22 protein-coding genes are annotated in these 22,395 nt (G+C 47.5%); all 22 read right to left on the reverse strand.

Annotated elements, in window-relative coordinates; all coding sequences use genetic code 11:
* Window positions 1-3 precede the first annotated feature (3 nt).
* The 22 genes from B3S86_RS08025 to B3S86_RS08130 all read right to left on the reverse strand — a co-directional run bounded on the left by B3S86_RS08025 (window position 4) and on the right by B3S86_RS08130 (window position 22,395).
* Window positions 4-306, reverse strand: a complete 303-nt coding sequence (locus B3S86_RS08025) for a YlxQ family RNA-binding protein (RefSeq protein ID WP_023468681.1) — start codon at window positions 304-306, stop codon at window positions 4-6.
* Complete coding sequence (gene rnpM / locus B3S86_RS08030; RefSeq protein WP_023468682.1) at window positions 299-568, reverse strand: RNase P modulator RnpM; 270 nt, start codon at window positions 566-568, stop codon at window positions 299-301. The genes B3S86_RS08025 and rnpM overlap by 8 nt, the downstream gene beginning before the upstream one ends.
* Window positions 569-571: 3 nt before the next feature.
* Complete coding sequence (gene nusA / locus B3S86_RS08035) at window positions 572-1,681, reverse strand: transcription termination factor NusA (RefSeq protein ID WP_023468683.1); 1,110 nt, start codon at window positions 1,679-1,681, stop codon at window positions 572-574.
* 17 nt (window positions 1,682-1,698) lie between these two features.
* Window positions 1,699-2,166: a ribosome maturation factor RimP gene (gene rimP / locus B3S86_RS08040; RefSeq protein ID WP_023468684.1), complete on the reverse strand. Its 468-nt coding sequence runs from the start codon at window positions 2,164-2,166 to the stop codon at window positions 1,699-1,701.
* 129 nt (window positions 2,167-2,295) lie between these two features.
* On the reverse strand, window positions 2,296-6,567 hold the full coding sequence (locus tag B3S86_RS08045) for a PolC-type DNA polymerase III (protein WP_290753246.1): 4,272 nt from the start codon (window positions 6,565-6,567) through the stop codon (window positions 2,296-2,298).
* Window positions 6,568-6,714: 147 nt separating this feature from the next.
* On the reverse strand, window positions 6,715-8,415 hold the full coding sequence (locus B3S86_RS08050; RefSeq protein ID WP_035407061.1) for a proline--tRNA ligase: 1,701 nt from the start codon (window positions 8,413-8,415) through the stop codon (window positions 6,715-6,717).
* A gap of 34 nt (window positions 8,416-8,449) precedes the next feature.
* Window positions 8,450-9,691 carry an RIP metalloprotease RseP gene (gene rseP / locus B3S86_RS08055; RefSeq protein ID WP_056062204.1) on the reverse strand — a complete coding sequence of 414 codons (1,242 nt, stop codon included), beginning with the start codon at window positions 9,689-9,691 and terminating at the stop codon, window positions 8,450-8,452.
* A 14-nt stretch (window positions 9,692-9,705) separates the two neighbouring features.
* Window positions 9,706-10,860 carry a 1-deoxy-D-xylulose-5-phosphate reductoisomerase gene (locus tag B3S86_RS08060; protein ID WP_035407056.1) on the reverse strand — a complete coding sequence of 385 codons (1,155 nt, stop codon included), beginning with the start codon at window positions 10,858-10,860 and terminating at the stop codon, window positions 9,706-9,708.
* Window positions 10,861-10,874: 14 nt separating this feature from the next.
* Complete coding sequence (locus tag B3S86_RS08065) at window positions 10,875-11,675, reverse strand: phosphatidate cytidylyltransferase (RefSeq protein WP_035407053.1); 801 nt, start codon at window positions 11,673-11,675, stop codon at window positions 10,875-10,877.
* 19 nt (window positions 11,676-11,694) lie between these two features.
* Window positions 11,695-12,435: an isoprenyl transferase gene (locus B3S86_RS08070; RefSeq protein ID WP_035407050.1), complete on the reverse strand. Its 741-nt coding sequence runs from the start codon at window positions 12,433-12,435 to the stop codon at window positions 11,695-11,697.
* A 79-nt stretch (window positions 12,436-12,514) separates the two neighbouring features.
* Window positions 12,515-13,072 carry a ribosome recycling factor gene (gene frr / locus B3S86_RS08075; protein WP_023468691.1) on the reverse strand — a complete coding sequence of 186 codons (558 nt, stop codon included), beginning with the start codon at window positions 13,070-13,072 and terminating at the stop codon, window positions 12,515-12,517.
* Between the two features lies 1 nt (window position 13,073).
* Window positions 13,074-13,793 (reverse strand): UMP kinase, encoded by a 720-nt coding sequence (gene pyrH / locus B3S86_RS08080; RefSeq protein WP_029342047.1) that lies wholly within the window; start codon window positions 13,791-13,793, stop codon window positions 13,074-13,076.
* Window positions 13,794-13,904: 111 nt separating this feature from the next.
* Window positions 13,905-14,786 carry a translation elongation factor Ts gene (gene tsf / locus B3S86_RS08085; RefSeq protein WP_056062207.1) on the reverse strand — a complete coding sequence of 294 codons (882 nt, stop codon included), beginning with the start codon at window positions 14,784-14,786 and terminating at the stop codon, window positions 13,905-13,907.
* Window positions 14,787-14,868: 82 nt separating this feature from the next.
* Window positions 14,869-15,603 (reverse strand): 30S ribosomal protein S2, encoded by a 735-nt coding sequence (rpsB, locus tag B3S86_RS08090; protein ID WP_012370721.1) that lies wholly within the window; start codon window positions 15,601-15,603, stop codon window positions 14,869-14,871.
* A gap of 129 nt (window positions 15,604-15,732) precedes the next feature.
* Entirely contained in the window at window positions 15,733-16,161 is a 429-nt protein-coding gene (locus tag B3S86_RS08095) for a hypothetical protein (RefSeq protein ID WP_035407047.1), read from the reverse strand.
* A gap of 11 nt (window positions 16,162-16,172) precedes the next feature.
* The gene (locus B3S86_RS08100; RefSeq protein WP_035407044.1) at window positions 16,173-16,946 is read right to left on the reverse strand and encodes a FliA/WhiG family RNA polymerase sigma factor; all 774 of its coding nucleotides are present in this window, start codon (window positions 16,944-16,946) and stop codon (window positions 16,173-16,175) included.
* A gap of 13 nt (window positions 16,947-16,959) precedes the next feature.
* Window positions 16,960-17,442: a chemotaxis protein CheD gene (locus tag B3S86_RS08105; RefSeq protein ID WP_035407042.1), complete on the reverse strand. Its 483-nt coding sequence runs from the start codon at window positions 17,440-17,442 to the stop codon at window positions 16,960-16,962.
* Entirely contained in the window at window positions 17,435-18,043 is a 609-nt protein-coding gene (locus B3S86_RS08110) for a chemotaxis protein CheC (protein ID WP_035407039.1), read from the reverse strand. Before B3S86_RS08110 ends, B3S86_RS08105 begins: the two co-directional genes overlap by 8 nt.
* Window positions 18,036-18,464, reverse strand: a complete 429-nt coding sequence (locus B3S86_RS08115) for a chemotaxis protein CheW (RefSeq protein ID WP_035407036.1) — start codon at window positions 18,462-18,464, stop codon at window positions 18,036-18,038. The genes B3S86_RS08110 and B3S86_RS08115 overlap by 8 nt, the downstream gene beginning before the upstream one ends.
* A gap of 11 nt (window positions 18,465-18,475) precedes the next feature.
* On the reverse strand, window positions 18,476-20,479 hold the full coding sequence (locus B3S86_RS08120; RefSeq protein ID WP_290751350.1) for a chemotaxis protein CheA: 2,004 nt from the start codon (window positions 20,477-20,479) through the stop codon (window positions 18,476-18,478).
* Between the two features lie 21 nt (window positions 20,480-20,500).
* Window positions 20,501-21,355, reverse strand: coding sequence for a MinD/ParA family protein (locus B3S86_RS08125; RefSeq protein WP_056062221.1), 855 nt, complete (start codon window positions 21,353-21,355; stop codon window positions 20,501-20,503).
* Complete coding sequence (locus tag B3S86_RS08130) at window positions 21,352-22,395, reverse strand: flagellar biosynthesis protein FlhF (protein ID WP_290751354.1); 1,044 nt, start codon at window positions 22,393-22,395, stop codon at window positions 21,352-21,354. Before B3S86_RS08130 ends, B3S86_RS08125 begins: the two co-directional genes overlap by 4 nt.

Here is a 22,395-nt window from a genome sequence, read left to right on the forward strand (position 1 = left end):
CAATTAGTCGTTCGAGAGGAGTTCAGTTAGCTTTTTCGCAAATCCGGCTTCATTGACTGACACGACAACACGCGCATCCTTTCCTAATGCTTGACCGAGAATCGTACGGTCGGCGACTTCTAGGTAAGGAACCTGATAACTCGTACATTTATCTGTGACTTTCTTACGCGTGGCAGCCCCCGCATCTGCTGCTAAAAGAACAAGCTTCGCTTGCCCTCCTCGTACTTCTTTCAGTACGAGTTCTTCTCCCGTCGTCACTTTTCTAGCTCGATTCGCGAGACCGAGAAGGGATTCCCATTTACTCATTTGTACCTCCCGCGATTTCAAGCAATTCATCGTATAAGGCATCTGTCGTCTTGACCTTTAAATGATGATCAAGCGTCCGTTTTTTCTTCGCCGTCGCAATGACTGCCGCATCTTTCGATAAATAGGCACCTCGCCCATTCATCTTACCATTTAAATCGATGACGACCTCTTGTTCAGGTGTCCGGACGACACGAATTAATTCTTTTTTCGGTTTCATTTCTTGTGTGATGACACACTTACGTAATGGTACCTTTTTTTGCACGAATTATTCCTCGCCTTCGACTTGGACCGCTTCTACTGCCGGCTCTTCCGTCGCGAAGACATCTTCGAGATCCATCGCTTCCGCTTCAGACTCGCTCTTGATGTCGATTTTCCATCCTGTCAATTTCGCTGCGAGACGCGCGTTTTGACCACGTTTCCCGATTGCAAGCGACAGTTGGAAATCCGGAACGACGACGATCGTCGCTTTCGCTGGTTCGTTGACATAGACTGCAACGACTTGAGCTGGGCTGAGTGCGTTCGCGACATATTCTTTCGGATCATCCGAGTAACGGACGATATCGATTTTTTCCCCGTTCAAATCATTGACGATGCGTTGAACACGCGCCCCTTTTTGTCCGACACATGCACCGACTGGATCGATGTCGTCCGCTGCGACTGCGATTTTCGAACGGTCGCCCGCTTCACGCGCCACAGACTTGACTTCGACTTCGCCACTTGAAATCTCTGGTACTTCGATTTCGAAGAGACGTTTTAAGAGACCTGGATGTGTCCGTGATACGAGAATCGATGCCCCTGATCCCTTGACCATCGGATCAACCTTCGTGACGTACACCTTGATGCGATCACGAATCCCGAAACGCTCGTTCGGCATTTGCTCGTGTGTCGTCAAGACAGCTTCGATACCTTCTAGGTTGACGTACAAGTTGCGTGCATCTTGACGCTCGACGATACCTGTCATGATCTCGTCTTCACGATCCGCGAAGTGATTGTAGATGCGTTCGCGTTCTGCTTCACGCATTTTTTGTGTGACGATTTGTTTTGCTGTTTGTGCCGCAACGCGACCAAAATCGCCTGGCGTCACTTCGACTTTATGGAAATCGCCGAGTTCATATGTCGGATCGATCTCGTGCGCCTCTTCAAGCGAAAGTTGCTCTTCTGGTTGTGTCAATCGTTCGACGACTTCCTTGAGCGCGAAGACACGAATGTCTCCTGTCTGCTGGTCGAATTCGACCTTTACAGCCTCCGACTCTTTTCCGAAGTTGCGTCGGTACGCTGAAATCAATGCCTGTTCGAGCGCATCGATGATGATGTTCTTGTCAATTTCCTTCTCTTTCGCGATTTGATTGATCGCCTCGAGTAACTGTGGTCCCATCGTTCTCTTCCTTTCCGTCAGAACATTACCGCAAGTCGCGCAAGTGAAATCTTGTCGACCGGTATCTCAATTTTCAATTTTCTTGTTTTGACACGCACTTCGATTTCAAGCATCTCAGGTGTGTACGCGAGCAACGTTCCTTCGAATTCAACCGCATTCTTTACTGGATCGTGCGTTTTGATGTACACATGTTTCCCAATCGCCTTTTCGAAGTCCTCATCTTTCTTCAGTGGACGTTCCGCTCCTGGACTAGCGACGTCGAGGTAATACGGCTCGTCGATCGGATCATTGTCATTCAATGCTTCCGATAACTGTTCATTGATTTTGACGCAGTCTTCAAGATCTACGCCACCCTCTTTGTCGATGGAGACACGTAGGAACCAATCCGCCCCTTCTTTGACGAATTCAACGTCGACTAGCTCCATCCCCTCTCGTTCGACGATTGGTTTTGCGAGCGCTTCGACCTTTTCCGTTACGTTCGTCATCTTCATCCTCCTTCAAAAAACAAACAAGAAAGGAGCAGGTCCCCCTACTCCTTCCAAGTCGTAGTATAAAAAACATTTCCTCACTCAATATAGCATAGGAAAGCGCTCAAAGCAAGTGTTCCTAAGGGCTTACAAGTCGAACAAGGAGAGCTGATTCTCGTCTGGTAACCCTTCGAGACAGCCTAGGTTATCGAGCGTCTCGATGATCGATTTCGACAATTTGGCGCGTTTTTGGAGGTCTTCCTTCGAGAGGAATTCGCCGCCTTTACGTGCTTCGACGATTTGCTTCGCAGCATTCGTCCCTAGACCTGTCACGGCATTAAACGGTGGTAACAACGTATCCCCGTCAATGAGGAATTCCGTTGCACTCGAGCGATAGAGATCGACCTTTTGGAACGTAAAGCCGCGTTCGATCATCTCAAGCGCGATTTCAAGAACCGTGTACAATCCCTTATCCTTCGCCGTCGCTTCGAAACCTTTGTCCTTGATGTCTTGCAAGACTTTCCGAACGGCAGCAGAGCCCTTATTCATCGCACCGATATCAAAATCACCCGCACGTACCGTAAAGTACGAAGCGTAGTAATACATCGGATGATGGACTTTATAATAGGCAATCCGGACAGCCATCAAGACGTAGGCAGCAGCATGGGCTTTCGGGAACATGTACTTGATTTTCTTGCAGGAATCGATATACCAGAGCGGCACATCGTTCTCGATCATCGCCTCTTCCATGTCAATCGAGAGTCCTTTTCCTTTACGGACCGACTCCATGATTTTAAAGGCAAGTGACGGTTCAAGACCGGCATAAATCAAGTAGACCATGATGTCATCTCGACAACCAATGACATCTTTTAGTTCACACGTTCCGTTGTAGATCAATTCGCTGGCATTTCCGAGCCAGACATCCGTTCCGTGCGAGAGTCCTGAAATCTGAACGAGCTCTGAGAACGTCGTCGGTTTCGTCTCCTCTAACATTTGGCGAACGAACTTCGTCCCAAACTCCGGAATACCGAGCGTTCCCGTTTTTGAATCAATCTGTTCCGGCGTCACACCGATCGATTCCGTCGAACTGAAGATTTTCATGACTTCCGGGTCATCGACCGGAATCGTCTTCGGATCACGTCCCGATAAATCCTGTAGCATCCGGATCATCGTCGGATCATCGTGACCGAGAATATCGAGTTTGAGTAAGTTATCGTGAATCGAATGGAAGTCGAAGTGTGTCGTCTTCCATTCAGAACCCATATCGTCTGCCGGATACTGAATCGGACTGATATCATAGATATCCATGTAGTCCGGTACGACGATGATCCCTCCCGGGTGTTGACCAGTCGTCCGTTTGACGCCAGTGACACCACTGACAAGACGATCGACTTCCGCATTCCGATACGTCAGCTCATTCTCCGACTGATACCCTTTGACATAGCCATACGCCGTCTTCTCGGCGATCGTTCCGATCGTTCCGGCACGGTAGACGTAATCGTCACCGAACAAGACTTTCGTATAGGCATGGGCTTGCGGTTGGTATTCTCCACTGAAGTTCAAATCGATATCCGGTACTTTATCCCCTTTAAATCCAAGGAACGTCTCGAACGGAATATCATGACCATCCTTAAACAACGGGATATCACATTTCGAACAGGATTTATCCGGTAAGTCGAATCCCGAACCAACGGAACCATCATCGAAGAACTCCGATTCCTTACAATTTGGACAGACATAATGCGGTGGTAATGGATTGACTTCCGTGATCTCCGTCATCGTCGCAACGAGACTTGATCCGACCGATCCCCGTGAACCGACCAAATAGCCGTCGTCGAGTGATTTTTTTACGAGTTTATGGGAAATCAAATAGATGACAGCGAATCCGTGACCGATAATCGACTTCAACTCTTTTTCGAGTCGGGCTTCGACGATCTCCGGTAACGTCTCGCCGTAAATCCGGTGCGCCATATCGTACGACAGATTCCGAACTTCTTCGTCTGCCCCTTCGATTTTCGGTGTATAAAGATCTTTTGGAATGATATCGATGTTCTCGAACTGTTCCGCGACGGCTTGACTGTTCGTGATGACGAGACGTTCCGACACATCTGGTCCGAGGAACTTAAAGTCGTCCATCATTTCCTTCGTCGTCCGGAAATGCGCCGGTGGCAATTGTTTTCGCATGTTCAGCATGTTCGCTCCACCTTGCGTCCGGATCAAAATTTCTCGATACGTGGCGTCATGTTGATCGAGATAATGTACGTTACCAGTCGCGACTGGTAAGATGTCATGTTCTTCCGCGACACGGATGATCTTTTTGATTAGCTCGCGCAGTTCAAGTTCATTCTGAACGATTTCCCGTTCGATCAAATGACCATACATCGCTGGTGGTTGAATCTCGATGAAATCATAGAACTGCATCACTTTTGCTAAATCTTCGTCCGACTTATTCAAGGCGGCATCAAATACCTCGCCGTTATCACAAGCTGACCCGATGATCAATCCATCCCGATGTGCGATGAGTTGCGAGCGTGGTGTCCGCACGACACGGTGCACGTGTTTTGTGTGAGCAATCGAAATCAATTGGTACAGATTCTTCAAGCCCGTCCGGTTCTTCGCATAGACCGTCGCGTGGTATGGTCGTGCCCGCGAGATATCTTTTCCCATCTCTCGGTTGAGTGAGGCATGTGTCTTCATGTTGAACATCTCATCTGCCATTTGAAGCAACTTGACCATCAAATATCCTGTCGCTTCCGCATCATAAATGGCGCGGTGATGCTGCGTCAATTCGATGTCAAATCGTTTCGCGAGTGTGTTCAACCGGTGGTTTTTAAGTGTCGGCATCAGGACACGGGCTAACTCAAGCGTATCAATGACCGGTAAGACTGATTCATCGTGACCACCAGACCGGAGTGTCGCATTCAAGAATCCAATATCAAACGAGGCATTGTGGGCAACGAGAATCGAGTCGCCGACCCAGTCCATGAATTCCTTGACGACTTGTTCCGGGTCTGGTTTTCCCCGGACCATATCATCGGTAATCCCTGTTAAGTCAATCGTCGTCGCCGACAATAGATGCTTCGGATCCGCGAATGCTTCGAACTTATCGATGATATCACCATCGTGGATTTTAACAGCTGCAAGTTCGATGATCTTGTTGTACATCGCCGATAAACCAGTTGTCTCGACGTCAAAGACGACGAATGTCGCGTCATCCAAATTGCGCTCCACCGGATGGTAGGCGACTTGCACCCCATCATTGACGACGTTTGCTTCAATTCCGTACAGTACCTTGATATCGTTTTTCTTTCCGGCATAGTAGGCATCCGGAAAACTTTGTGCACCGGCGTGATCCGTGATCGCGACAGCAGGGTGACCCCATTTTGCGGCACGCTCGACGTATTTTGTCACGTTCATGACGGCGTCCATCTGGCTCATTTGCGAGTGTGCATGTAACTCGACACGTTTCTCGCCTGCCCAAGGGTCAGCAGGGGCTTCCATCTTCACTTCTGACAGTTGGGCAATCATCATACAGAGATCGCGCAGGAACGTATCGAACTCGACACGACCTGCTGCTTGAATCCACATGCCTTTTTTGATGGCTGAGAGGATTTTGACGTCTGTTTCGTCACGCGCAAACATTTTGACGACGAGCGAGTCCGTATAATCTGTCATCTTGAACGTAAAAATTGTCTTCCCACTTCGTAGTTCACGACTCTCAGCTGAGAAAACAAGACCACGGATCGCAATCCGTCGTTCCTCATCTTGAATCGTCTTGATCGGAACGATCTCATCTTGAATTGGTTTCCCGATCCGGATTTCGACAGGGCCATCATCGTCATCTCGCGATTGTTCCCGTTTGAATTGCAACTCGAGCATCCGTTTTGCTTCTTCCATGTCTTCCTGTTTCACCTGATTTCGCAACGCTTCTTGTTTCGATTCGTTGATCTGAACAATCGGTTCACAGTTGAATTTTGGGAATCCGTAAGCACTATAGAGTAATTGTAATTCCCCACATAAGCTACTCTTTAAGAAACCTGCTTCCGGTTCACTTCGGACCGGAATGAATAGTTTCTGTTCTTTAAACTCCGGTAAGACACGCCCGAGTTGTGTCCGCATTGCCGATGAGACATCTGCGAGATCCTGCACGACATATGGCCAGTAATCATGATACATCCGTTCATCTGGACGGCTATCTGCGTGTAATATGATTTTGACTTCGGCAAATTGCTGATACCGACTTGTCAAACGACTCGTAAAGAGTTGATAGACGTTTTGGGGTAAAACATGTGGCAAGCGAACTTCAAATGTCCAGGTTGCCTTTGCTTTATTGACGCGAAGCTTCTCGAGAACTGCTTCGTGAAAGTATTCTTCAATGATACCGTTCGGTAATTCCAAGTCACTGAGCAACAGTGACATGCGTTGTTGTGTATCCACTCGCAATTGTGCTGTCTGATCGCTTCACACCGTGACAGCAACTCCTCCTCCTCTTGCGGATTGCCCAAGGGGCGAATGGGTGTGAGACAAGAAAACAGTCACTTTATGAAAAGTGACCGTCTCCATTCTTTATTCTAAACCTTCATAGAGTGAACGAACAGCCTCAACGACTTGTTCCTGTCCAACTTCTTCTGCATCGCCACCACGACGGGCTTTTAATTCGACGATTCCTTCTGTCGCTTTTTTCCCGACGTTCAAGCGAACCGGTAGACCGATCAAATCAGCATCGGCGAACTTGACACCTGCTCGTTCTTTCCGGTCGTCAAGCAAGACGCTGAATCCTGCAGCCGTCAACTCACGGTATAGTGTCTCTCCGAGTTCGAGTTGTTCTGCATTTTTACCGTTGACGACGATTAAATGAACATCGTATGGCGCGATTGCTTTTGGCCAAATGATTCCACGCTCATCATAATGTTGTTCAACGACTGCCGACAATGTCCGCGAGACACCAATGCCGTAACAACCCATGATGAGAGGTTGTGCTTTACCGCCCTCGTCGAGGAACGTCGCTCCCATTCCTTCTGAGTAACGTGTTCCGAGTTTGAAGACTTGACCGACTTCAATCCCGCGAGCGAACTTGACTTGACCGTTACCGTCTGGTGACGCGTCACCTTCTTCTGCGAAGCGCAAGTCTGTATATTCTGCTTCGAAATCACGGCTTGGGTCGACATGGATATAATGCGTTTCCGCTTTATTTGCACCACAGACAGCGTTCGTCAAGGCACGAATCGCGTAGTCCGCGACGACCTTCATATCTGCCCCGATTGGTCCAAGTGTTCCAGGCGTTGAGTGAAGCGCTGCTTCAATCTCTTCGTCGCTCGCCATCGTGATGTCGAGTGCACCGAGATAGTTTTTCAACTTGATATCGTTGACTTCGTGATCGCCCCGGACGAGTGCCATGACAAGCCCTTGCTCCGTCTTGAAGATGACGGTCTTGATCGATTCGTTTGCTGGTAAATTCAAATGTGCGCTGACCGCTTCGATCGTCTTCGCATCTGCCGTATGCACTTCTTCAAGTGCTTCTGGTGCTTTGTCTTGCTTCGGATAGGCATCGATCGACTCTGCCATCTCTAAGTTTGCCGCATAGTCCGACTGATCCGAATAGACGATCGTATCTTCACCGATTGCTGCTAACGCATGGAACTCATGTGTTCCACTACCACCTATCGCACCTGAGTCAGCGACGACTGGACGGAACTCAAGACCGACACGTGTGAAAATCCGCGAATACGTATCAAACATGTTTTGATACTCTTCGTCTAAGCTCTCTTGTGAAGAATGGAACGAATAAGCGTCCTTCATGATGAACTCACGACCACGTAATAAACCGAAACGTGGACGACGTTCGTCACGGTACTTCATTTGAATCTGGAAGAGATTGACCGGTAACTTTTTGTACGAGTTCAATTCATCACGAACGATCGAAGTGATCAGTTCCTCGTGTGTCGCTCCGAGCGCGAACCGGCGATCATGACGATCCGTCAAGCGCATTAATTCAGGTCCATAGATATCCCAGCGTCCTGTTTCTTCCCATAGTTCAGCTGGTTGAATCGCTGGCATCAGTAATTCTTGCGCACCCGCCGCTTCTAATTCCTCGCGGATGATCGTCTCGATGTTTGCGAGTACTCGTTTTGCGAGGGGTAGATACGAATAGATCCCAGCGGCATTTTGACGCATGAATCCTGCACGAAGCAAGAGTTGGTGACTGATGGCTTCTGCATCAGATGGTACTTCACGCAACGTTGGCATGAATAGTTTTGATTGTTTCATAATGAGTCACGAACTCCTTTGACTGAGTGATTAATTAAAAGAATTTTTGAATGTCGTTCCAAGTGACGACGAGCATGAGTAGCATCAAAAGCGCGAAACCGACGAAGTGAACCAATCCTTCTTTTTGAGGATCAACTGGTTTACCGCGTAAGGCTTCAAGGAAGAGGAACAACAATCGTCCTCCGTCAAGTGCTGGAAGTGGCAATAAGTTGAAGACTGCTAAGTTGACGGACAACAATGCTGTCCATGTCAATAGCATCGAGAACCCACTATCTGCGACCTGATCGGTCATTTTGACGATCCCGACTGGTCCTGATAATTGATCGACGCCGACGACACCCGTCACGAGATCTCCAACAGCTCCGACAATGAGCGTCGACATCCGCCATGTTTCTGAAACTCCGGTTTGGAGTGCTGTCCCGAATGATTTTTCTGTCTCATTCGTGACGCCGATGATGCCGACCTTCTGTTCTCCTTGCTGTTGTACTTTTGGCGTGATTTGTGTTGTCGTTTCTTTCCCATCACGTTCGTATTTCACTTCTGTCGCTTTACCGGCACGATCTTGGAATCCAGCACGTAAATCAGTCCATTTGGCTGTATCCTGACCGTTGACCGAGACAATCCGGTCACCTTCAACAAGTCCAGCTTGATCGGCCGGAGAACCCTTTTGAACTGTTCCGATGACGCTGTCCCCCGTTGGAGAGCCATTATATAAGGCAAGACCGAACAGGATAACGAACGCGAGGACAAAGTTCATGAACGGTCCTGCAGCGATCGCAAGGACGCGCTTCCATACGGATTTCGAACCGAATGTACGATCGTACGGTGCAATTTGTGTCCGTGTCTGACCTTCAACGAGAAATGCTGTCGGTGAAACGGGGTAGCGAACCGATGTCTCGTCTTGTAATCCAACGAGTTCGAGTTGACGCAATAAGTCAATCCGTTCGACAGTAACGACTTGGTCGACTTGTGGCTGATCCGCATCGAAATAAATCGTCTCGATGACGCCGTCCTTTAACTGTAATCCGACGGTTTGACCTGATTTGATCTCAACGAGTTCCGGTTCTTCACCCGCCATCTTGACGTAACCGCCGATTGGCAACAGACGTACCGTATACAACGTCTCATTCTTAAACACTGAAAAGATCTTCGGTCCAAATCCAATCGCGAATTCCCGACAGAGAATACCTGCCCGTTTCGCCATCACGAGATGACCCCATTCATGGACGGCGACGAGTACACCGAACATCAGCACGATTGAAATAAAGGTCGTCATTACTTATCCCATCCTTAGTTAGCGAATGTAAGAGACGATACGAACTCACGCGCCCATCGATCAGCCTCAAGGATTTGATCCAAGGAAGGCTCCTCGATAAGTTCATGAGCTTGAAGCGCCGCCTCAACGCTCGCTTCGATTTCTAAAAAGCGAATGTCTCCTTTTAAGAAGCGATCCACCGCTTGTTCGTTCGCAGCATTGAGTACTGATGGCATCGATCCGCCGGCTTGACCTGCTTCAAAAGCAAGTCGCAACAACGGATAACGCTCGAATGAAGCATCAGCAAAGTGTAGGCGTCCGATTTCCTTTAAGTTTAACCGTTCTCCCCCTTGAATTTCAAGGCGGGACGGATATGTAAGAGCGTACTGAATCGGTTCTCGCATGTCAGGCATACCAAGTTGTGCCATGACCGCACCATCGTTGAATTCGACCATCGAGTGGATGATGGATTCACGGTGAATGACGACATCGATATCTGCATAATCGACATCAAATAACCAATGTGCTTCAATGACTTCGAACCCTTTGTTCATCATTGTCGCAGAATCAATCGTGATTTTTGCTCCCATCGACCAGTTTGGATGCGCTAGTGCTTGTTCGACCGTAACATTCGCTAACTCATCCCGCGTTTGGTCGCGGAAGCTACCACCTGAAGCCGTCAAGATGATTTGACGCACATCTTCACGACGTTCCCCGTTTAAGCATTGGAAAATCGCCGCATGTTCACTGTCAACTGGTAAGATCGTCACGTTTTTCTCACGTGCCAACTTCATGACAAGATGACCTGCCGTGACGAGTGTCTCCTTATTCGCAAGACCAATCGTCTTACCCGCCTCGATTGCAGCAAGCGTTGGACGTAAGCCAACAGCTCCTACGACCGCTGTAATGACCGTATCGACTTCGGGATGCGTCACGACATCAAGCAATTTTTCTTCACCGACAACGATCGTTGGCTGATAAGTCAAGTGTTGCTCGAGTTCTTGACGTGTCGTCTCATCTTGGACGCCGACAAGCATCGGTTGCAGACGGTTCAACCACGGTATGGCGACCGTCGTGTTTCGACCAAATGCAAAACTCGTCAATTCAAAAAGGTCTGGATTAGCCGCAATGACATCGAGCGTCTGCGTACCAATCGATCCTGTACCACCGATGATACTGATTTTCTTCATAATGAAGTGCCTCCTCAAGCAAAGATATCAAGTACGACGAGGACCGTAAAGACGATCATCATGCTGTCGAACCGATCTAGAATACCACCATGACCCGGTAGTAACGTTCCAGAATCTTTCACACCATAATGGCGTTTGTAAGCAGACTGGACCAAGTCACCAAGTTGCCCAACGACGGCAACGATGATGGCAAGGACAATGACTTTCCCAAAACCGACTGTCGGTTCGATACCTTCAAATACGACACCGAGTAAGATGGCAAGCAGTACGCCACCGACTGCCCCTTCGATCGTTTTGTTGGGACTGATCGACGGCCACAGTTTATTCTTACCGAATCGTTTCCCGACGAAGTAAGCGCCTGAATCCGTGAACCAGATCAAGAGGATAATCAACAGTGACCACGTTAATCCGTGTTCGAGTAAGCGGATATAGGCGAATGATGCAAAACCGACACCGACATACACGGCCGTCAGCAGTAAAAACGCAACATCATCGAACGTAAAGACATTTTTTGAGAATACGTTCCAGAAGAGACCGATCAATAAAATGATCATTGCCCAAGCGATTGGCGAAAGTCCGATCGGAAGCGTCTGATCGACTGCTTCTTCATAAATACCAACGAAAGGCAATAACGTCCCAATACCAAACAGAATCCGAGGAACGCGTGAGCCGCTCCATTGTCGCATCCGAACGAGCTCGGTATATCCGAGAAGCGTTAAGATTGCCATAAATGCTAAAAAGGGAAGTCCGCCGAGATACAGAAGTGCCAAAAAGATAGCACCAGCCCATATCCCTGTGATGATTCGAGTTTTCATAAGCTAGTTCCTCATTTAATCAGACGCCACCGAATCGGCGTGTCCGTTGATTGTAATCTTCAATTGCTGCTAAGAAAGCATTTCGGCGAAATTCTGGCCACAAGACGTCTGTGAAATAAAACTCCGCATATGCCGCTTGCCAAAGTAAAAAGTTCGATAACCGTTGTTCACCACTCGTTCGAATGACGAAATCGACGTCGGTTACGGATCCTGTCATCAACTCGCGTTCAATCGTCTCCGTTGTAATCGCATCCGGTGACAGTGTTCCTGCCTGAACCTGTTCGCCCAGTTTTTGCATGACTTGAACGAGTTCATCGCGTCCTCCATAATTCAGAGCGAAAATCAGACGAAGTCCTGTATTATGTTGCGTATCCAGTTTCGCTTGTTCCACTGCCTCACGTGTGAAATGAGGGAGGCGTGATACTTCTCCTGCTACCTCGACTTTAACATTTTGCGCGTCTAACTCTTTTAAATCCGACTCTAAGAATTGCGCCGGCAGCTTCATGAGAAAACTCACTTCTTCTTCCGGACGCGTCCAATTCTCCGTCGAGAAAGCATATAATGTCAGACTCTTAATGCCGAGTTCATTTGCAACCCGAACGACTTCACGAATCGATTTCATACCTTCGCGATGTCCCATGATACGCGGAAGTCCGCGTTTTTGTGCCCATCTACCGTTTCCGTCCATGATGATAGCGACATGCTCTGGTACCCGATCATAGGTTTCGGTTTCTTTCGTCTGATTCAACCATTGAAACATCCGCACTTCCTCCTCTCTCAATTATGAAGAAAGGGACTCTTCGTGTGACAAAGAGTCCCCCCCATGACGATCCGTCGCGTCATACTTCCATGATTTCTTGTTCTTTTTCCGTTGCCGTCTGATCAAGTTGTTTAACGAACTTGTCTGTCAACGTCTGAACATCTTCTGTGTATCCACGCAGATCATCTTCTGTCAATGCACCATCTTTTTCTTGTTTCTTTAACTGCTCGTTCGTATCACGACGAATATTACGGAGGGCAACTTTACCTTCTTCCGTATACTTCTTGACGAGTTTGACGAGTTCCTTCCGGCGCTCTTCCGTTAATGGTGGAATCGCAAGACGGATGACCGTACCATCAGACGACGGCGCAAGACCAAGATCAGCACGTTGAATCGCTTTTTCGATTTCGCTGACCATTGATTTATCCCAAGGAGTGATCAAGATCAGACGTGCTTCTGGTGTGTTGACGTTCGCTACTTGATTGAGCGGTGTCGGTGAACCGTAGTATTCGACTTGAACGGGATCCAAAATCGCAACGTTTGCACGACCTGCGCGGAGCGTCGCAAGTTCTTTCTTAAGTGAAAGATGTGCTTTCTCCATCCGTTCTTCGGCTTGTTTTAAGATTTCTTTTGACATATTATTTCCCCCTTACGATTGTCCCGATTTCGTCACCGATGACGACACGTTTGATGTTACCTTCTTCCATCAACGAGAAGACGATGAGCGGGATGTCATTGTCCATACAAAGTGAAGTTGCTGTAGAATCCATAACTTGAAGTCCATCTTTTAAGACGTCCAAGTAAGAGAGCGTCTCGAATTTCTTCGCTTCTGGATCAACATTCGGGTCAGCTGAGTACACACCATCGACGTTGTTTTTCGCCATTAAGATGACCTCTGCTTCGATTTCAGCTGCACGAAGAGCAGCTGTCGTATCTGTCGAGAAGTACGGGTTCCCTGTACCTGCTGCAAAGATGACGACGCGTCCTTTTTCAAGGTGACGCATCGCACGGCGGCGGATGTACGGTTCTGCTACTTGGCGCATCTCGATAGATGTTTGGACGCGTGTCTCGACACCTACATCTTCCAAGCTGTCTTGAAGCGCAAGCGAGTTCATGACTGTCGCTAACATCCCCATATAATCGGCGTTGGCCCGGTCCATCCCAAGTTCTGCACCTGTTTTGCCACGCCAAATGTTTCCAGCTCCGACGACGACCGCTACTTCAACGTTCAGTTCAACTAATTCGCGAATCTGTTCCGAGATAGATTTGACGATGACAGGATTGATTCCAAACCCTTGATCTCCTGCGAGCGCTTCTCCGCTCAATTTTAACACAATCCGGTTATATTTCGGTTGCATGACTATGTCCCCCTTGCTAAATTCCGTAAAAAAGGAACACGAACCACTTCCACACGAAAGTGGATTGAAGCATACGTGTTCCTTCTCTTGTCATCAGGATGATCCCGATTCTTATTTTTTAAGTTGGTTCATAACTTCTTCAGCGAAGTTCTCTTCGCGTTTTTCCATACCTTCTCCAACTTCGAAGCGTACGAATGACACGACTTTACCGCCTTTAGACTCTACATATTTACCAACTTTGAAGTCTGGATCTTTGACGAACGTTTGATCGACAAGGCAGATCTCCTCGAAGAACTTGTTCATACGACCAACGATCATTTTTTCAACGATGTTAGCTGGTTTTCCTTCGTTCAATGCTTGCTCAGTGAGGACTTTTTCTTCACGTGCTTTTTCTTCTTCTGTGACAGAAGTACGGTCAACGTAAAGTGGACGTGCTGCTGCGATGTGCATTGCAACGTCTTTTGCAACTGTTTCGTCTGTCGTACCTTCGATGACGACGACTGAACCGATGCGTCCACCCATGTGGAGGTAAGAACCGAAGACTGCATCATCTGCTTTTGTGAAGAGCGCTACACGACGGAGTGAGATTTTCTCTCCGATTGTTGAAGCTTCTTCTGAGATGTATGTGTCGATTGTTTTACCTGCTTCATATTCAGAAGCAAGAGCCGCTTCAGCTGTTTCTGAACCGTTACGGAGAACAGCGTTTGCGATGTTTTGAACGAGCGTTTGGAAACGTTCGTTTTTTGCAACGAAGTCTGTTTCTGAGTTGATTTCGACGAGTGCCGCTTTGTTGCCATCAACTGCAACTGCAGTCAATCCTTCAGCTGCGATACGATCGCCTTTTGCTGCTGCTTTAGCGATTCCTTTTTCACGCAAGAAATCTACTGCTGCATTCATATCACCGTCAGTTTCAACGAGTGCTTTTTTGCAGTCGAGCATACCTGCACCTGTTTTTTCACGAAGTTCTTTAACCATTGCTGCTGTAATAGCCATTCGATATTCCTCCTTATAACATCCTTAGTTTCAAAAAAAAGGTGATAAAAGGTCGATTCCCTTTATCACCTGGCATCACGAATTACTCAGCGTCTGCTACTACTTCTTCAGTAGTTTCAGGTGCTACGTTATCTTCGCCTTGTTTAACTTCGAGGATTGCGTCAGCCATTTTACCAGTGAGCAATTTGACTGCACGGATCGCATCGTCGTTCGCTGGGATGACGTAGTCGATTTCGTCTGGATCACAGTTAGTATCAACAATCGCAACGATTGGGATGTTGAGTTTGTGTGCTTCTGCAATCGCGATACGCTCTTTGCGTGGGTCAACGATGAAGAGTGCATCCGGAACGCCTGGCATATCTTTGATACCGCCGAGGAATTTCTCAAGACGAGTCATTTCTTTTTTAAGAATGATGACTTCTTTTTTAGGAAGAACTTCGAATGTACCGTTCTCTTCCATTTTTTCGAGTTGTTTCAAACGGTTGATACGTTTTTTGATTGTAGAGAAGTTCGTGAGAGTTCCACCTAACCAACGTTCGTTGATGAAGTATTGACCTGCACGGATCGCTTCTTCTTTCACAGTGTCTTGAGCTTGTTTTTTCGTACCAACGAAAAGAACGTTTCCGCCTTCAGACGCTACTTCACGGATGAAGTTATATGCTTCGTCTACTTTTTTGACCGTTTTTTGAAGGTCGATGATGTAGATTCCGTTCCGTTCTGTGAAGATGTATTTTGCCATTTTCGGGTTCCAACGGCGTGTTTGGTGACCGAAGTGTACACCAGCTTCTAACAATTGTTTCATCGAGATTACTGCCATGATGAATTCCTCCTTTTGGGTTTTGGATGTCCTCCGCGATGATCGTCTGTCCAGCTAACCTATTAAAGGCACCGCAGCTGGCGATACATGCGTGCGTAATTAACACCGTAGACTAATATAGCATAAAGATTACCGAGGGGCAACCTTCGTTTGATGAGAAAGTTTAGCAATCAAAGCCACCTCGCCGGTCCCCCGATTCAAAGATCGTGCAAGCGTCTCAAGATCTGCTCCTTCTCGTAGCGCCTGCTTGATATCCGTTAACGATGGTTCCTTTGAAACGGACCGTTCGACTTCGACGGTTTCTGGCTTCTCATTTGTAGCAACCTGCACTATTTGTAAAGACGCATCCGGTACTTGATCAACGGGTTCGGTTGTCTCATATATAGATGTATCCGTCATGGCGTTGACGTGCTCCATGAAATGTAATAACACTTGTTCCGTCTCGTTTTTTTCGCGTTCTAAATGTGTGATCCGGTCTTTGAGCGCCGCCTGCTGACGAAATAAAACTAGCAGGGCATAACAGACGAGTGCAGCTAATAAGATATAAACGACAGTCATAATTCTCCCTTTCACATGGCGACACGATCTGCTAAATAGGCACTTCCGAGCGCATTTTTCAACTTACGAAGCGCTTTGGAATGGATTTGCGAAATACGGGAAGTCGAGAGCCCGAGGACTTCACCAATTTCAGTAAGCGTCAATTCCTCATAGTAGAACAAAGAAACGACAAGTTGTTCTTTTTCTGATAACCCTTCGACTTCCTCTGCCAGTTTAGCAATCAACTCACGCATTAACAACATATCTTCTGGTGTAGCGGTATCCGGATCAAGATAGGAGACGGTCATCGCTTTTCCCTCATCTTGTAACGTGACTGCTTCATCGATCGATAATACATTCGCGAAATAACTTTCTGCTAACGCACCCTTGACCTCGTCTGGTGTCATATTGACGATAGAAGAGACTTCTTCTATCGTCGGCGTCCGTTGCAAGGATTGTTCTAGGATCTCGACAGCTGCCTCGACCCGCTTTGCTTTTTCGCGTAAGGAACGTGGTAACCAATCGATTTTACGAAGCCCATCTAAAATAGCTCCTCGAATCCGAAAGGCGGCATACGTGTCGAATTTATTATTATGATTTTGATCGAATTTTTGAAGCGCATCGTACAATCCCATCATCCCTAAACTTTTCAACTCGTCTCGATCGACACTTTTAGGCAATGTCGCACTTAAACGCTGAACGTGGTATTGAACAAGTGGTTCATAATTGTGAAGTAACAGGTCTGCCACCGCAATATCGCGTGTGGTCAGCCATCGATCCCAAAGTTGTTGTAATTCCTCACGCATGACCATTCCTCCTCTAGATTTCCAGCGTCCCGACATTCACCGTCCGGATGACGAGACGCCCTGATTGTGAGTGGAACTCGATCGTTCGTCCATTCGTGCCGCCAACATCTTCAGCAACGAGTGGAATTTTGACTTGTTGAAGCATTGCTTTGACCGCAGCGATGTTTCGCTCACCGATCCGCATTGATTCATGTTCATATTTAAATTGAAACATCTGAGCCCCACCAGCAATCTTCGCACGTAATCGGATGGCACCACTTGCTCGAAGTTGGCGGGCTACTTCTAGAATTGCCGTATCGGCAAACTTCCCGACTTCAAGCTCCCGATTCCGACTGATAGCTGAATCAGGTAACATGACATGCGCCATACTCGATAACCCTTGTTCCAGGTCGTAGATGACAACGCCTACACACGATCCAAGACCTGCCGTTCGTAAAATGACGGGGTGCTTACTGATGGCGTACTCCGCAATGCCAATCCGTACGATTTCATCCATTCATGTCCACACCCAATCGTTCAAAGACCGTCTGAAAGGCGTTAGCTTCAGGCAACAAAAGTAAATGTCCGGTCAAATCGTTTCCTGCACTAGACAAGTGCGTGTCAATATAGACAGCCATATTTCCAGGAGTCGTTGATTCAAGTAAGGCTACTTCAAGTAACGCACCTACCATATCAAACGCCGATGCAGGAACACTGACATGTAACGATAAGTTAAGCCAATCGGAGATAGCCCGAGCATACGCTCCTATTAAAATATTCCCAATTTCTTCCCATGCGGAAACCCCCATTTCGTGGGACTCGGAAAAAAAGTGGAATTCCGTCTGCATCAATTGACTCACAAGTTTTTCTGCATCGCGTAGTGGCATCAAAAAGAGTAACGTGGCTTGAATGTCTCCAGAAAAACGTAATAATGCACCAGCAGTATACGTCTCAGCTCCTCCACTTCGCTCGACGATCGTCGTGAAATCCTCCAGCTCAGCGGAAGGGACTTCGATCTCAATCGGCTGTCCGAGTAAAGTAGAAAGTGCCGTTGCCGCGTGACCGGCTCCAATGTTGCCGACTTCTCTCAAGATGTCACGTTCGTTTGGGTTAAGCATGAACGATGTCCTCAAATAAGCGATTCGGTTCAATCAACGAGAACAATTGCTGATCGCCTTTGGCGACTGCAGTCAAATATGAGGCATCCTCCTGCTTTTGTTCACTGAGCGGTTCAATGCGAACATCCGTTGATTCGACGACTTCGTTTGCCCGGTCGACGATGAATCCAGCATCTCCATGCTCTAAAGTGGCGATGATGATGCGTGTCTCTTCTGTCTCTTTCGCTAACTCGAATCCAAGACGAGCACGCAAATCAATCACGGGCGTAACGACACCGCGTAAATTGATGACTCCTTTGACATAAGATGCAGCGTTCGGAATCCGCGTGATCGGGATGAGCCGTTCGATTGAACGAACAGACTGTACATCAATACCGTATGCATTATCTTCTAATTGAAAAACAACCCATTTTTGTTCCATCTTCGTTCCCCTCACTTCCGTAATAGTGCATTGCTGTCAATGATCAACGCGACTTGCCCGTCTCCAAGAATCGTCGCACCAGAAATGGCACGGATTCCTTCAAGATAACTGCCAAGTGGTTTCATGACGATCTCTTGTTGACCAATCAATTCAGATACAATCAAACCAGCTAATTTTTCACCACTCCGGACGACGACGACCGAATAGGCTTCTGCCTCATGTTGCGGCAACCCATAAACCTCATTTAACGAAATAAGCGGAACCAACTGCCCACGGAAATCAAATACTTTTTCCCGGTGTGCTTGTAGAATGGCTGATTTACGTAAAGAGGTTGTTTCGATGATGGCAGTCAATGGAATCGCATACGTCTCTTGTCCGAGTTCTACGAGCATGGCTGAGATGATCGATAGCGTCAGTGGTAAACTGATTCGGAAAATCGTTCCTTCTCCTCGACGTGTCTCGACGAACACTTCTCCGCCCAGTGACTCGATCTTCGATTTGACGACATCGAGACCAACACCACGACCAGACAAGTCGGTGACTTCTTCTGCCGTTGAGAAACCAGGTGCAAATAACAGCATCGAAGCCTCTTCCATCGTTAATTGCATTGCTTCTTCTTCCGTGATCAATCCTTTTTCAATCGCGATCCGTGTGACACGTTCGTGATTGATACCGGCTCCATCATCTTCAATCTCGATGAAGACCCGGTTTCCTGAGTGATAAGCACGTAGCGAAAGATTTCCTTCGACCGGCTTATTTGCTAAAATACGTTCTGCCTTGTTCTCAATCCCATGATCAATGGCATTTCGGATCAAGTGGACGAGTGGATCACCGATCTCATCGATAACTGTACGGTCAAGTTCCGTCTCGGCACCCGTAATGTGTAATTTGATATGTTTTCCGACATCTTTCGAAACGGAACGCACCATTCGTGGGAATCGGTTGAACACTTGTTCGATCGGCATCATCCGTAACGTTAGGACGAGCGATTGCAATTCATTCGTACCTCGTTTGATCCGTTCGACCGTATCTGTCAATTCAGGTGAGCTGACTTCTGCTGCAATACGCTCCAAACGTCCGCGATCGATGATGAACTCTTCGAACAGGTTCATCAAACGATCGATTCGCTCAAGGTTAACACGAATCGTTTTCGAAGCGACAGGCGCAGATAGGTCTGTCTGGTCGGATGATTCTGGTGAAGCTACTGATGCAGAGAATGATGTCGTCACAGGAACTTCCTGCGGCAGTGTGGACGTCGCCACCTCCGCTTCAGGTGTTGTCTCGAATGTGTCGATCGTTACTATCGCAACTTCGGATACAGAAGCAATCGCTTCTTGAATCGTCACCTGATCTTGTTGCGTCACGAACAAGACTGAGAACGTCGTCTCAAAATGCTCCTGCTCCAGTTCATCAGATGTCGGGTTCGATAAGATGACATCTCCGAGTTGTTGTAAACGATCAAACACCATATAAACGCGTGCCGCTTTTAAGATGACGTCCGCCGAGAGTTCGACGTGGACGATATACGCTTGATAACCGGATGCAATCGATTGTTTGACGACTGCCTCCGAGTAAACGTCGCACTCAAAGGTTTGTGAAGCAACTATAGGTGTAACTGGAACGATTTCTTCTTGCTCGGGACGAATGAACTGCTGTAAACGTCTCACTGTTTCAGTGACGTCAAGCTTTCCTTTCCCACCTCGACTGATGTCTTCTACCATCGTCTCTAGTTGCTCGGCGGCTACGAAGAGAACATCGATCAGTTCAGCAGTAGCAGGTTGTTTTTTCGATCTGACTAAATCAAGGGCACTCTCCATCTCGTGCGTTAAATCAGCGATTGCGTCGTATCCCATCGTTCCTGCCATTCCTTTTAACGTATGGGCAGAACGGAAAATTTGATCGATGACCGCCTCGTCGTCTAGCCGCTCCTCAAAAACTAATAAGCTTGTATTGATTGCTTGTAAATGCTCCATCGACTCATCGAGGAACAACCCTACATATTCATTTAAGTCCATGACTGATACCCTCCTTTAATCTTAACGGACATGATCTTTTCTTTTTTTCAGACGATGTAACAATCGATCTAAAAACTTCCGTTCCTTGACTTGTACACCTGTTAACGATGTCGTGATGTGATCGAGCCGCCAACTGACGTCGCTCGTTCGATCCATTAAATAAAATGGCATCTGTGCCTTGACTGCTTTAACGACTGTCGGATCTTCTGGTAAAAAACCGGTAAAGCGAAGAGGTTTTTGCAAGAACTGTTGGCTGACAAGTGCTAATCGATCAAACGTTTCAAGCGCTTCCCCACCATTCGTCGCCCGATTGACAACAACGGAAATCGGAAGATCCGTCGCATGATGGTGTGCCAGTTTGACAAACGCATATCCGTCCATGATCGAAGTCGGCTCTGGCGTGACAATCAACCATGCTTCGTCTGCACTACTGATGAAATCAAATGTCTGATGATTCGCACCGGCTCCTAAATCGAGTAACACATAGTCATATTCATAGAAAAATTGGAACTCCCGTAGAAGGAACATCACGTCTTCCTTCGTCAGATTCGTCAATTCTGCAAAACCACTTCCGCCATGAATGAAATGAAGAGACGGAGACTGTTCCACGATTGCGTGCTGGAGTGATTCTCGTCGTTTGACGCATTCCATTAAAGATGATTTCGACGTTTTACCGAATAGAATCCCGATGTTCGCCATTCCAATATCAAGATCAATCAAAAGCACTCGTTTTTCTTGCAACGATAATGCCACGCCAAGATTCACCGCGACATTCGTTTTTCCGACGCCACCTTTTCCACTCACGATGGCAATCGTCTTCGTTTCCTTGACGGTCACTTTAGATCGTAAGACACGTGCTTGATCTTCTCGCATCATCTCATCCCTCTCTCGACAATCATTCGGGATAACTCATCCGCCGTAGCGAACGTGATGTCTTCCGGCACTTCTTGCCCCGTCGTCACACAATAGATCGGCAACTTCGTCTCGGTCGCGAGTCCGAATATCGACCAGAGTTCACTTGTTTCATCTGCTTTCGAAAAGACGATTCCAGATAAGGGAATCTTGCCGAAACGGTCGTGGATTTGTAATAAATCTCGGTATTTCGAGGTCAAACTAAGAACCAAGAATACATCCGTATCCGCAAAATCATGCCGACTTCGTAACTGCTCCACATACGCTTCGTCTAAGAAATTTCGCCCCGCTGTATCGACAAGTACGATGTCACACGATGCTAACGCCTGCTTGGCTCGTTCGAAATCATCCAAGTCATATGCGACATGAATCGGAATGCCTAATATGTCTGCATATGTTTTTAATTGTTCAATCGCTGAGATCCGGTATGTATCGGTCGTGATGAGTCCAACTCGTTGATTTTTAATGAGAGCATGGTGAGCAGCAAGCTTAGCGACGGTCGTTGTCTTTCCGACACCAGTCGGTCCTGTCAACATGACATACCGTGCAGTCGACGGTGTCACGCGTAATGACGCTTTCACTTCTTCCGTCAAGAGATCCGTTAACTCCGTTTGTTGTGTTTGATAATACGCAGTCAATAACCGTTCGTGTAATCGTTCAGATACCTGCTGTAACGCTGGTTCAGCCAGTAACGGCGCATAATGTCGCAATTCTTTTGGCAATGGTCGCTCGCCGACCGTAACAATCGTCGGACGCACTGGTACTGGTTGGATAATTTCCACAACCTCCTGTCGACTCGTTGCTTGCTTCGAGACGACAGGTTCGCTTGAGACATGTTCATCCACCGATGCAACCAATTCCACTTTTTTCTTCGCAAATAAACCAAAGAATCCGCCCACTTTGATGTGGCGAGTATTTAATATAATGGCATCGTTCCCGAGTTCGCGTTTGATCCGTTCCATGGCCTCGCTAACAGAATCCGCCGTGACTTTTTTGACTATCAT

This window comes from Exiguobacterium sp. UBA3968, assembly GCF_002385115.1.
Classification (GTDB): Bacteria; Bacillota; Bacilli; order Exiguobacteriales; family Exiguobacteriaceae; genus Exiguobacterium_A.